The sequence below is a fragment of the Methanoculleus sp. UBA291 genome (genome assembly GCF_002499755.1).
Lineage (GTDB): Archaea > Halobacteriota > Methanomicrobia > Methanomicrobiales > Methanoculleaceae > Methanoculleus > Methanoculleus palmolei.
In genome coordinates this window covers 15,249-27,897 of the sequence record NZ_DANC01000061.1, presented here as the reverse complement: position 1 = coordinate 27,897, position 12,649 = coordinate 15,249, and the positions used below count along the sequence as shown (strand labels likewise).

The 12,649-nt window shown below is 59.1% G+C and carries 10 protein-coding genes; 6 read left to right on the top strand and 4 right to left on the bottom strand.

Features of this window, described 5'->3' with window-relative positions; translation table 11 throughout:
* Entirely contained in the window at positions 1-795 is a 795-nt protein-coding gene (locus BP737_RS14475) for a hypothetical protein (RefSeq protein WP_292405461.1), read from the bottom strand.
* A 119-nt stretch (positions 796-914) separates the two neighbouring features.
* On the opposite strand from BP737_RS14475, the gene BP737_RS14470 reads away from it, so the two are divergent.
* Positions 915-1,883: a replication factor C small subunit gene (locus BP737_RS14470; protein ID WP_292405458.1), complete on the top strand. Its 969-nt coding sequence runs from the start codon at positions 915-917 to the stop codon at positions 1,881-1,883.
* Between the two features lie 11 nt (positions 1,884-1,894).
* On the top strand, positions 1,895-5,074 hold the full coding sequence (locus BP737_RS14465) for an LAGLIDADG family homing endonuclease (RefSeq protein ID WP_292405456.1): 3,180 nt from the start codon (positions 1,895-1,897) through the stop codon (positions 5,072-5,074).
* A gap of 78 nt (positions 5,075-5,152) precedes the next feature.
* On the opposite strand, the gene BP737_RS14460 is transcribed toward BP737_RS14465, so the two are convergent.
* From BP737_RS14460 to BP737_RS14450, 3 genes are all read right to left on the bottom strand, one after another.
* Positions 5,153-6,550, bottom strand: a complete 1,398-nt coding sequence (locus BP737_RS14460) for an MFS transporter (protein WP_292405453.1) — start codon at positions 6,548-6,550, stop codon at positions 5,153-5,155.
* A 454-nt stretch (positions 6,551-7,004) separates the two neighbouring features.
* The gene (locus tag BP737_RS14455; protein ID WP_342686309.1) at positions 7,005-7,781 is read right to left on the bottom strand and encodes a hypothetical protein; all 777 of its coding nucleotides are present in this window, start codon (positions 7,779-7,781) and stop codon (positions 7,005-7,007) included.
* Positions 7,778-8,224 (bottom strand): hypothetical protein, encoded by a 447-nt coding sequence (locus BP737_RS14450; RefSeq protein ID WP_342686308.1) that lies wholly within the window; start codon positions 8,222-8,224, stop codon positions 7,778-7,780. Before BP737_RS14450 ends, BP737_RS14455 begins: the two co-directional genes overlap by 4 nt.
* A 711-nt stretch (positions 8,225-8,935) precedes the next feature.
* Between BP737_RS14450 and BP737_RS14445 the strand changes: the two genes are divergently transcribed.
* The 4 genes from BP737_RS14445 to BP737_RS14430 all read left to right on the top strand — a co-directional run bounded on the left by BP737_RS14445 (position 8,936) and on the right by BP737_RS14430 (position 12,637).
* The gene (locus tag BP737_RS14445) at positions 8,936-9,670 is read left to right on the top strand and encodes a hypothetical protein (protein WP_342686307.1); all 735 of its coding nucleotides are present in this window, start codon (positions 8,936-8,938) and stop codon (positions 9,668-9,670) included.
* A 279-nt stretch (positions 9,671-9,949) separates the two neighbouring features.
* A complete protein-coding gene (locus BP737_RS14440; protein WP_342686306.1) occupies positions 9,950-11,014 on the top strand; it encodes a hypothetical protein in 1,065 nt (354 codons plus the stop codon).
* A gap of 121 nt (positions 11,015-11,135) precedes the next feature.
* Positions 11,136-12,134: a cytochrome c biogenesis protein CcdA gene (locus tag BP737_RS14435; protein ID WP_342686305.1), complete on the top strand. Its 999-nt coding sequence runs from the start codon at positions 11,136-11,138 to the stop codon at positions 12,132-12,134.
* A gap of 374 nt (positions 12,135-12,508) precedes the next feature.
* The gene (locus BP737_RS14430; RefSeq protein ID WP_342686304.1) at positions 12,509-12,637 is read left to right on the top strand and encodes a hypothetical protein; all 129 of its coding nucleotides are present in this window, start codon (positions 12,509-12,511) and stop codon (positions 12,635-12,637) included.
* Positions 12,638-12,649: the final 12 nt, after the last annotated feature.

The window sequence follows — 12,649 nt, the reverse complement described above, 5'->3', positions numbered from 1 at the left end:
TCAGATGAGTTTGATCATGCCCGATGCGGGCTGGTAGCACTCTCCGGCGGTAATGAGGTCCGCGATACCTTGCTTTGCGTCCCTGGCCGAGAGGCCGGACCGCACCCCGGCGGCGACGGCGTCGTCGATGCCGATGCCCCGGGCGCCTCCCCCGTCATCGAGGGCGGCAAGGAGGAGATCGCGCCTGACAACGGGGACGATATCGCCGACGGCGATGTCCGGGCGGACGCTTTCAAGCGCCGTCCGCACCGTCCCGGCCAGGTCCCGGATATCTTCGTCCGTGGTCCCGTAGAGCCTGACGGCGGCTGCGGCACGCTCATCGCCGCTTTCCAGAAGCGTTTCGAGCCGGTCGAGCGTCGCGCCGGCGGTCGCGAGGACCCAGATGTCGCGGACGGTGCGGTTCACCTGAACAAGGGCCTCGGCGTCCACTGTTGCGTGCGCTCGCTCGCCGGAACCGGCGAGCGTCGCCCGGCCGGTGACGGCGACGAACGCCGGCGGTTCAATGTAGCCGAGCGTCTCGACTGCGTTCGGGCTCTGCCAGTCTGCCGTGACCTGGAACGCGCCGGTGGGGTCGGCGATCCGGGCCTGCATGACGTCGCTGCTCCCTTTGCGCTCGGTGAAGGCACCGACGATGAAGAGGCGGCGACAGGCGGCGCCGCCGGGGGTCACCACGCGTTCCCCGTCTCCAAAATCCACTGTATGCCGTGCGGCGGCGAAGTCCCGTGCAAATACCCGATCTACAGGTTCCATGATCTCGTCCATCTCAGGAGGGAGCGGGAATATACCGGCTTCCATGCGAACCCCCGGTATTTCCACAACAATTCGGTACTATCTGTTCGTCCTCAACCCTCTAAAAAGGATCACCGGAGGGGTGACGATGCTTTTACAATGCCCGAGCACCAACAGTTACGCAAATGGACGGCAACCACACCATCTGGATAGAGAAGTATCGGCCCCAAAGACTCGACGAGATGGTCGGACAGAAGGAGATCGTGGTGCGCCTCCAGTCCTACGTGAAGACCGGCAACCTTCCGCACCTGCTCTTCACGGGCAGCGCGGGGATAGGAAAGACAACCGCCGCCGTGGCGCTGGCGCGGGAGTTCTTCGGCGACTCCTGGCAGATGAACTTCCGGGAGATGAACGCCTCCGACGAACGCGGCATCGACGTCGTCAGGAGCCAGATCAAGGAGTTCGCCCGGACCTCGCCGCTCGCCGGGGCGACGTTCAAGATCCTCTTCCTCGATGAAGCGGACGCCCTCACCACGGACGCGCAGGCCGCCCTCAGAAGGACGATGGAAACCTACGCCCGAACGTGCCGGTTCATCCTCTCGTGCAACTACTCTTCGAAGATCATCGACCCCATCCAGAGCCGGTGCGCCATCTACCGGTTCAGGCCGCTTGATGCGGAGGCGGTGATCGAGGAAGTCCGGCGGATTGCCGCTGCCGAAGGTCTCACCGTCACGGAGGGTGCGCTCGACGCCATCGTCTACGTCGCCGCCGGGGATATGAGGAAGGCGATCAACGCCCTTCAGGGCGCGGCCATCCTCAGATCCGCAATCGACGAGGAGATGATCTATGCGATCACCGCGACGGCCCGCCCGGAAGAGGTCGACGAACTCCTCGACCTCTCGATAGCGGGAGAGTTCGACGAGGCCGAAAAGATACTCTCCGACCTGATCCGCGGCCGGGGCATCGCCCCGAACGAGTTGATCAACCAGTGCTACCGGACGCTGGTCCGGCGCGACATCGACCGGACGCTCAAAGTGAGACTGATTGACGCCCTCGGCGAGACCGATTTCCGCCTCTCGGAAGGGGCAAGCAGCGAGATCCAGATGGAGGCGCTGCTCGCCCGGTTCGTCCTCGCTTCCGGGCGACACCCGTGAGGACCTCAGCCGTGACCGAAGAGGTAACCGTCGAAGTCACCGATGTCGTCGGCGAGTGGACGAAGTTTTTAAAGAAGCAGTATAAGCGGGAACTTGCCGAACTCTCCCGCGAGTACCCGCACAACCGGTCGCTCATCATCGACTACCGGAAGATCCTGAACAACAGACTGGCGTTTGAACTCCTGCGGAGCCCGGGCAAGGTCATCGGGGATATCCGGGACGCTATCGTCCAGAATAAACTCCTCAAACTCAAAGACGGTCAGGACCCGGACCAGCTCAACCTCCGGTTCACGAACCTCCCGCAGAAGACCGAGGTCCGGGACATCCGGGCCGAGCAGATCAACACCTTCATCGCCGTCGAGGGGATTCTCAGAAAGACGACCGAGGTGCGCCCCCGGATCGTCAGTGCGGTCTTCCGGTGCCGTTCCTGCGGGAAACTCACCGACCCGGTCCCTCAGGGCTACGGGCGGTTCGATGAACCCGATTTCTGCCCGAACTGCGAGCGCAAGACCCGGCTTGACCTGGTCATGAACCGGTGCCGGTTCGTCGACGCCCAGAAACTCCGGATTCAGGAGTCTCCCGAAGGACTCCGGGGGGGCGAACAGCCCCAGACGCTCGATATCGACGTTACCGACGACCTCACCGGCATCGTCGCGCCGGGGGACCGGGTGGTGGTGAACGGCATCCTGCGGTCGGTGCAGAGGATCAACTACGGCCAGAAGAGCACGCTCTTCGACATCTACCTCGAGTGCAACTTCATCGAGGTCGCCGAGAAGGAGTTCGAGGAGGTCTCGATCACCGAGGAAGACGAGACGAAGATCCTGGCGCTCTCCCGCGACCCCCTGATCTACAAGAAGATCGCCCGGTCGATTGCGCCGACGATCTACGGGACCGACGATGTGAAGGAGGCGATCGCACTCCAGCTCTTCGGCGGCATCGCGAAAGAGATGCCGGACGGCTCCCGTCTCCGCGGCGACATCCATGTCCTCCTGGTCGGCGACCCGGGTATCGCAAAGAGTCAGATCCTCCGTTACGTGGTGAAACTCTCGCCGCGCGGGATCTACACGAGCGGCAAGTCATCGACATCCGCGGGGCTGACGGCGACGGCCGTCAAGGACGAGTTCGGCGACGGCCGCTGGACGCTCGAAGCAGGTGCGCTGGTCCTCGCGGATATGGGGATCGCCGCCGTCGACGAGATGGATAAGATGGCGAAAGAGGACCGGAGCGCACTTCACGAGGCGATGGAGCAGCAGTGCTACGACGACGAGACCGAGGTCCTCACGGAGAGCGGGTGGAAGCTCTTCCGCGACGTAACCACGGACGACCGCGTCGCGACCCTCTCTTCCGACGGCAGGCTCGAGTACGCATCTCCGTCCAATTTCGTGGCATCGGAGTATGACGGGGACCTGTACTACGTCAGATCCCGGCAGGTGGACCTCGCGGTCACGCCGAACCACCGGATGTATGTCAACCTGAACCGGCGTGCAGACGAGTGGGAGGGGTTCCGGCTCGTCCGCATGGACGAGGCCCCGATCCATAAGAGGATGCGGTTCAAGAAAAACGCTGTGTGGACGGGAGAGCAGGAGGAAACCTACGAGATCCCGCCCGTGGTTCTGTTCGCGAACCAGAACTCCGGAGGAAAACTTACCGAGCCCATCCGCATCGGAATGGACGACTGGCTTGAGTTCCTGGGCTACTTCCTCTCGGAAGGCTCCGTCCAGCGGCACTCCAGGACAGGGGTTCCCTACCGTGTGATCATATCGCAGAAGACTCCCGGGTCCGCCGGGAAGATCCGGCGGTGTCTCGAACGAATGCCGTTCCGCTTCTCCTACGACGGCAAAAATTTCTCGATCAATACAAAGCAGCTCGCCGAACACCTTGCCCCCTTCGGCAAATGCCACGAGAAGTACGTCCCCGACTACGCCAAGCAGCTTCCACCGGAGCAGATCGAGATCCTCCTCGACGCGCTTATGCTCGGGGACGGTTACGTCAACAGGACGACCGGGGTTTCGATATACACGACCTCCTCGAAGAAGCTTGCCGACGACGTCACCGAGCTCCTGCTGAAGAGGGGATGGTCCGGAAACGTCCACCTCATACGGGAGGCCGGGACCATCACTGCCAATCCGCGGGGTGGAACCTCCGCGGCGACCCACGACATCTACCAGGTGACCTTCATCCGCGACGGCCAGAACGAGCCGAACATCAACTCAAACGGGCAGCAGCAGATCGAGACGCGGCCGTACAAGGGCAGGATCTACTGTCTTGAGGTCCCGAACCACACCCTCTACGTCCGGCGAAACGGCATCCCGGTCTGGTGCGGCAACTCGATCTCGGTCGCAAAAGCCGGGATCACCGCGACTCTGAAGTCCCGGTGTGCGCTTCTCGGTGCGGCGAACCCGAAACTGGGGCGGTTCGACCAGTTCGTCCCGATCGGCGAGCAGATCGATATGCCGCCCTCCCTCCTCTCGCGGTTCGACCTCATCTTCGTGATGACCGACCAGCCCGAGGCCGAGCGGGACGCGGCGATCGCGCAGCACATCATCAAGACTCACAGCGTCGGCGAGTTGATCCAGCAGCACGGACATACGCCGCTGCCGGACGTCGACGATGCGTATATCGAGCGTGCGCTTGCGCCGGTCACCCCCGACGTCGACCCGACGCTCCTCCGGAAGTACATCGCTTACGCGAAACGGACCTGTTTCCCCATCTTAAGCGAGGGGGCGCAGGGGGCGCTGATCAACTACTACATGCGCCTGAGGAGCCATGCAAGCGGAGACAAGCCCGTTCCGGTCACTGCACGGCAGCTGGAGGCGCTGGTGCGGCTTGCGGAGGCGAGCGCCCGGATGCGCCTCTCAAACACCGTCGATACCGAGGATGCCGAACGGATCCTGAAGATCGTGGACGCCTGTCTCCGGCAGGTCGCCTACGACGCCGAGAGCGGGAGCTTCGATATCGATAAACTCGTGACCGGGGTCACGAAGTCGCAACGGGACATCATCCGGTCGGTCAAGGAGGCGATCCGGAACGTCTCCGGCGACTCCGGCGGCCAGGCAAAGGTCGAGGAGGTCGTCGATATCCTGGTGCAGCAAGGCTTCTCCCGCGACAAGGTCGAGCATACCCTCGAACAGCTGAAACGCGGCGGCGAGGTGCTCGAACCCCGGCACGGGCTGGTGAAGTTGATCGGGTAGGCGAAGCAGGCGGGCAGAAAGATTAAGCAATTTTTGACTCTGTTGAGATGAACGGGGCCCCACAGGACGGCGCGGTCATTACCTCACCTTTCCGCGGGAGAACGAGGCGAAGACACCCAGGATGCAGAGGGCAGCGAAGACGGTGAACGCCACCCGGAAACTCGTCATGAAAGGTCCCCGGACCTCCGGCCCGATCTGGGAGGTGCCGATGAAGACGGCAAACATGACGGTGGCGATCCCGAGCGAGAACATCATCCCGGTCGTCCGCATGGTGGCGAGCATACCGGAAGCGAGGCCGTAGAGGGACCGGTCGACCGAACTCATGACGGCGTTCGTGTTCGGGGGGGAGAAGAGGGCGAACCCGAATCCGAGGAGAGCGAGGACCGCAATGATGTAGGCCATCGGGGTTATAGGGGTCAGGAGCGCGAGGAGAGCGAGGCCGACGGCGACAAGCCCCATCCCTGCCGAAGCGATGTAGCGGGGCTCCACCCGGTCGGAGAGCCTCCCGGCCGGGGCGGCGAAGAGCGCCTGGACGACCGGCTGCGTGATCAGGACGAGTCCCGCGGCGCCGGGGTCGAGCCCCCGGACCACCTGGAGGTAGAGGGAGAGGAGGAACCCGATGGCAAACGTCGCACTGTAGTTGATCAGGGCGGCGAGGTTGGAGAAGGTGAACGCCCGGTTCGACGCGAGGAGCCGTATGTCGATGACCGGGTTTTCCACCCGCACCTCCCAGGTGTAAAAGACCGCAAAGAGCGCCGCGCCGATAACGATGGCTGCAATGCCGGCAGGCTCCGGAAGGCGCGAAAACCCGTACATCACGGAAAGAAGCATCGCGCCGTAGAAGACCGAACCGACGATGTCCAGCCGCTCTCCGCGGGCGTCGGCCCATTCCCCGGCAAGGTGCCGGCGGATGCTGTAGACGATGTAGATATCGAGCGGGATGTGGACGAGGAAGATGCTCCGCCAGGTGAGGAGTTCGGTGAGGAAGCCGCCGATCAACGGCCCGATGGAGAGGCCGACGTAGACGGCGGTGACGTTGATCCCGAGCGCCCTCCCGCGCTCCTCGAGCGGGAAGACCGAGGTGATCATGGCGACGCTGGTGCTGTAGATCATGGCGCTTCCAATACCCTCGAGGAACCGAAAGAGGATGAGGGCGAGCCCTGATGTCGCGAGCGCAGAGAGCAGGGCTGAGGAGGCGAAGACGATCACACCGAGGGAAAATACTCGTTTGCGCCCGTAGATGTCGGCCAACCGACCGAACGGGACGAGGAAGATCGCGGTCGCAAGGAGATAGGACGAGGCTACGAAACTGAGCGTGACAGCGTCCAGGGCGAACTCGGCGGCGATGGACGGGAGCGCGATGTTCACCGCCGAGCTCATGAACGGGGTGATGAACGTGGCGAGGGTGGCGATGATGAGGACGGTCCGGCGCTGGACGGTATCGGGGAGGGGCATGGGGGCTCTTTGCTGCGGCACGTACCGGAGTTAGAGACGGCCGGGGAGTAAAGAGTTGTGATATCGTGCTCTTCCGGTGTTCACGGGGGGAGGAGGGCCAGCGGCTAAGCAAAAGGCGACCTGACTATCGCCGTTCCGGCGCAACAGCGACATTTCTCCTAAAGGTTGTCCTAAAACGCTTATGAGGCCGTGCCGGCCACAGGATCGACTGACGAAAATGCTCTTCTCATCCGCCACCCGGGCCCGGTCCGGTGCCGCGGTCATGCCCGGCCGCACCGGCAGATTCGTCCGCATCGCCCCCTGCATGGGACACCAGCCCAGGTAGGCCCGTATCGTCTCCACGAGAGACATCACACGACCTCCCGGAGTTTCTGTCCGTCCGCTGTCATATCCGTCAAAGGGGGTTCGTTGTGGATTTCCACACCGGATCTGTCCCGAACGAGTGTGCAGAGCAGATCAATCGCTCCATGGACTATCATCGACCCGTTCCCTCCGGTGTGCGCCGCCGTTCCCAGATGTAGAGGCTGGGATGAGTAACAACGCCGATGAGTGCGATTCCCTGAAGGAGGGGGAGAACGGGATACCCCAGTGCCAGGTAGCGCAGAACAACGATCGCGGCTGCTCCGAGGTAGAAGACAACCGATCGCGCGAAGGTGATGCGGCGCTCGCCGCCGTCGGTGAAGACGATCCGCCCGAGCAGCGCGGCGATGATGAGAAGGACGGGGAGCCAGAGTACCTGGTTGATGGAGTATGCAAGGGACGCGTAGAGGTAGATCAGGAAGACCGTGACGAGAAGGGCGATATCGACCGCCTTATCGATGACAGCTCTTCCCTGCCGTTTTTCCCCTTCTCTGTGATCTCTTAACCGGAGGGCGTGACGGAGGATGCTTATGGGGTTGGGGTCGGTCAGCCGCTCCTTTCGTCTATACCACACCGTGACGCAGGCGACTACTGCAGCGATCATCAATGGCAGGGGTAAGAGCAAAAACGGTGGCAATGGGAGGTAGTCTGTTGTGATGATGAAAGCAGTGACGATAAGCGAGACTCCAAAGGTTGCAACTGAACGCCACAACTCTTCTTTGGCAATAGAATCAATCTTCATACCTACACCGCCGACGCGCCGTCGGCCGTTATGCGGGGGCTCCCCGCGCATGCCGGACCCCTGCTGCTGCATCTGCCGGTGCGCCTGCACTGGCTCCTCTGCGGGGCACCAGCCCAGGTAGGCTCGTATCGTCTCCACGAGAGACATCATACGATCTCCCGGAGTTTTGCAAAGAGTTCATCGGCCATACGGGTTGGGTCGTCGGTCTTTGTAAGCGCGATACCCAGTTCGTCCGCGTAGTCCCAGAGGAGTTCGATGCACCGGGCGTACCTGGGGCACGCGCCGCAGTCGCCCTCGTGTTCGTACCAGACCTGCACACCGCGGTCTGCCGATACGAAGACGATAGCGGCGGCATCGAAGGGGACGGAGCGCCCGAAGAGGACCCCCTTCTCCGCGTTCAGGCTCTCGACTTCGATCTGGTTTGCGTGCGCCATCTCTAGAAGCGTCTCCTCGACCTTCCTGTCCATAGCAAGCAGCGCCTTCGAGACCGCCTGGCGGGATATGCTGAAGCGGTTCGCGATACCGACATTGGGGAGGCCGGTGCGGCGGAGGCGCCAGAATGCAAACTGCCTGTCGTTCAGGGGGAGCGACATATGTCAACAATCATTGGTTGACATTATATACTTTGTGATCTGTTCTTTTCCGGGCTCCCCTTGTTTGCTCGTCTATCCAGCACTATACACAGGTATGGGCGGAAATGGGAGATACAGCGACGGCCGATGGTGCCGGGCGCGGCCCGGAAGCGCACCGGTGCGAGGCAAACCCCGCCATCTGCGGTGTCCCGCCTGTCCTCCCTCTATCGCCCGGGGGAGTGCAGCGGCAATCGTCGTGCTCTCATCTCCGGTGATCGCGGCAGGATACACGCCGCCCCCGGTACGTGGTGGTCCCCCGCGCCTCGACGCGGCCGATGAACTCTTGTTGGGGGCGGTCATTCGCGCGGGGCTTAACCGGAAGCGTCACATTCAAGGTGTGGCGGAGCGGTGAAAGGGAGAGAGCTGAGTCTCTTTTGCGGGGTTGCGTTCGATTGCTCATTCCGACCCATGAATATTCATGGGATTATAGCGATTTTGGGATCGAAAAGTATATGGTGAGGGACTTCTAAAGGGTAAACCGTCTGTAGCCCGTCGGACGACCTGCCCGGTAATGGTCAGGTCGTGGATTGCAGGCAAAATTGCGGAGGCTCGCCCAATCCGTCCAAGGCCGGGCGAGCCCCCCCACTACCCGAAGGCGAAAAGTAGCTTTGCATTCCATGTACTTAAAGTTACGCTTCTTTTGCCTCCGGGGATGTTACAGGAGGAAAGTAAATGAACGGAAATATTGGAATGCGGGCCCTCTCCGCGCTCTTCGCTGTACTGCTGGTGAGCGCGGGTGTTGTGCCGGTGATGGCGTGCAACCCCCTTGAACCGGGAAACTGCACCGGTTACTCGTTTACCGAGAGCAGTGGAGCTGTGGACGACTCCAATATTGTAGTGAGTGCAGATGAGCTCACTGGAGATACAAAAAACGCTGCAATTGCACAGGCCCTTTCGGATACTGCCGTTCAGCATCTGCGTGATGGATTGCTCGATGATGGGTTTATTCTCTCCACAGAGCAGATTCAGGCAATTAAAGGTGTTACAACGAACGAAAGTATGACCGTAACCACCACCCTTGTAACAATGCCCTTCATCAAGGAAGCATCCGATGAAAAAGCATTTCTGGTGTTTGCCAGCAACGAACTCGGGAGCGAGGCGCGAGCATTTGTTGCACACGATGGCATGATCTCATATCTCAGATATGACCCTGCTGTCGCGGGCCTGACAGAAGATGATGATGGCCTTGTCTGTGAGTTCTGTCTGTACGCATTTTCTAGAATATGCGGATTCATTGCAGATTCAGGATGTGTGGTTGGCTGTACTAATCTTTGTATCAAGCCCACGCATCCGCTGATCATTGTTGGTTGTGCTGGAGCTTGCGCGCTCGCATGTGATTTCTTCGTAGCTCACGGAGCCTGCAACTGGGGCGCACAGCAGGCATGTGAAGGAGCCGGGTTATGCTGAGATCACTCAAACTCTTTTTTACTTTTTTGGTCCTTTTTATAGCCGCTACGGTTATCCGGTTCGGCGCTCTGATCTGGTATCCGGGATACATCGATCCGGCACACCTGTTATCATCGATACTGCTTGGGCTGGCCGTAATCCCCCTGATTCTCCTGGTCACGCTCTCACGATACACCACCGCCAAATTTGCTGCTGCAAATCTCAGTCCTCGCGCTACACGTTTGTTCGCGATCATGGTCTCTGCTTTATTTGCTGTTATGGGGTTCTTGTGGAATTATTATGGACACCCGCCGCTGTTGTGATGGCGGAGGAGCCACTATGTTAAAAAAAAGGATTATTTTCTGTTTATTCCTCACTCTTCTCACCATCGTGCCAGGATGTGTTGAGACCTCCGGCGAGTTGACAGCCGATGAGATTGTCAATCGTAGTCTGGCCAGGTATGAGGCAATCGATGATATGACAGAGAGTGTAGCCATTACTACCGTTTTTTCTGGAGCCGAATATATCGAATATAAAGATTATGTCCTGAAAAAGCCGAATAAATTTAAGTTGACGGATTTTGAATCCAGGATTGAAACTATTTCGGACGGAAAGAACGTCTGGACTCTTGACTTAGCAGAAAACACGGTAGTAGAGCATTATAGTTCTGATTCGGCGAAGTTGCCGGACTGTGATTACGGTCAGATGCTGCAGGAAGTAATGCGATCGTACCGGCTGGAATTAACTGGCACTGAAACCCAATCTGATAGACTGTGTTATGTCATTGAAGCAGTCCCGGAAAACAGTAGCGTTTTACCAGAAAGAACGATCTGGATAGAACAAGAACGACTGATTCCAGTCAGGGTTAGTAACGACTATGGAGACTATCGATCGTTTATCCAGTACGAAAACATTTCATTCGATGTCGGAGTAGATGATAACGATTTCATCATATCTCTGCCATTTGTCGCAACGAACGGAAGTACCTTGCCTGAGATGTACGATCTCATTTCCATAGAGGAAGTGCAAGAAAAAGTAGATTTCCCAATTCCGTTACCATCATACACTTCTAATTATCTCTTCTCTGGCGCCTCTCTGACCCAAACCAACACTTCGGACAGTATTTCATTACTTTATACAAACGGAAGCCGCACTCTCATAATTACTCAAACACCGTCCGAGATGAAGCAGGTCTCTAATACGGATTCCACCGTTCAATCGTACGATGGTAAGGAGATTGTCAAGCACTTTGGCGGAAATATTCTCCTGAAGTTCAACTGCAATCAGATAGAGGTTGCGATAATCGGTCAACTGGATGAAAGAGAGATGATCAAGATCGCTGAATCAATGCGATGTGCCAAATGATCCTAAGAAGCGTTCACAATTGTTTAGGAGAGAAATTATAGAAGAAACGACTCTCGATTGATCTCGGACTGAACAGCATTTAGATAAAACAGAGATCCTCAGTGTCATGAAGGCCGTGCATATGAAAGCCCTATATGCAATCGCTATACTGGTGGTTGCTTGCGTCCTGTGCATTCCTGCAGCCGCGGCCTCAACGGTCTCCCTTGAATACTACCACATGGACCGGTGCCCGGACTGCGAGCTCACCGATCCGCTGATCGCGGACCTGGAAGGTGCCTACGACGGGGTCCTCGCGATCGAATGGATCGACGTCGAGACCGTGGACGGCTGGGAGCGATGGAACGCATACGCATTTCTCGAAGTCCCGGCCGTGGTCGTGGACGGCACCTTCAAGATCCCCAAGGAAGCGATCACCGAGGAGAACCTCAGGGAGGCGATTGAGCAGTCCCTTGCCGGCGCTGAGCCGCAGGAGAACTCCCCGCCGATAAACTGGGATATCCCGCTTGCGTACTCCCTGGGCCTCTTTTCCGGCTTCTCGCCCTGCCTGATGGCAATACTCGGATTCATACTGGTGTACGTCACCGGGTCGGGAAAGGGTTTGAGAAGCAGTCTCCTGAACTCGTTGATATTCGGCCTGGGGCTGGTCGCCGCATATATCGTCATGGGATGCTGTTTCCTGCTGGCGGGGATGTCCCTTGGTGGTTTCGGTCCGTACCTCGCCGTTGCGGCAGGGCTGATCACGATACTCGCCGGGGTGAACCTGCTCGGGTTGATCAGGCTCCCGGTCTCCACAGACAACTATGTCCGGTCATCCATACGGAAGCACGCGACCACCCTTGTCGGGTTGTTCGTTCTGGGCATGATATTTTCGATTGTCAAGGCCCCGTGCGCCGCACCGATGCTCCTCGTCCTGCTGAACAGAATCCTGATCGACGGCACCGTGCAGGATCTATCACTCCTGCTGGTCTTCGGGGCAGGGGTGCTCACGCCGTTTCTCGGCGTCGGGGTCCTCGGGGGATACGCCTCGTCAAGCAGGATACGAGAATACAGGGATATAATTCGAGCGGGAAGCGGGATTCTTTTGATAGGATTCGGGGTCTGGATGATCTTCTGGGGATAAATGAAGAATACCGGAGCCGGAGGTAGCCGCCCGGAGCGGATCGGCCGGCCCCGGTTCTGTATCTTGCACAGCCTGCCTCGCCGCAAGAACGGCCTCGCTCCTGTGCCCGCGCTCCCGAGGGCGGGTTCGATCACCTCACTTTTGCGAACAACCGGCGGATGTGTAGAGAGGTTTGACAGAAGAGATAAATAGACTGACGTCTACGTCCCTATGCGGATGCCGGAAATGGCGTTCGCAGAATGGCGGAGGTTCACCCTATCTGTCCAAGGCCGGATGAACCCCCTACAGCCCAGAAGGCAGAGGAGTAGTCTGCATTCAATGTACTTAAGGTTGTTGCCTCTTCTGCCTCCGGGGACGTTATAGGAGGCAAACAGATGAAAGAAACTATTGGAACGCGGGCACTTTCCATACTCCTCGCTGCATTGCTGGTGAGCGGAACGATGGTGCCGGTTGTGAGTGCGGAGAATGAATCAAGGGGCTGGTTCGATACGTTCGACCAGTGAGTTGAGCCGAGA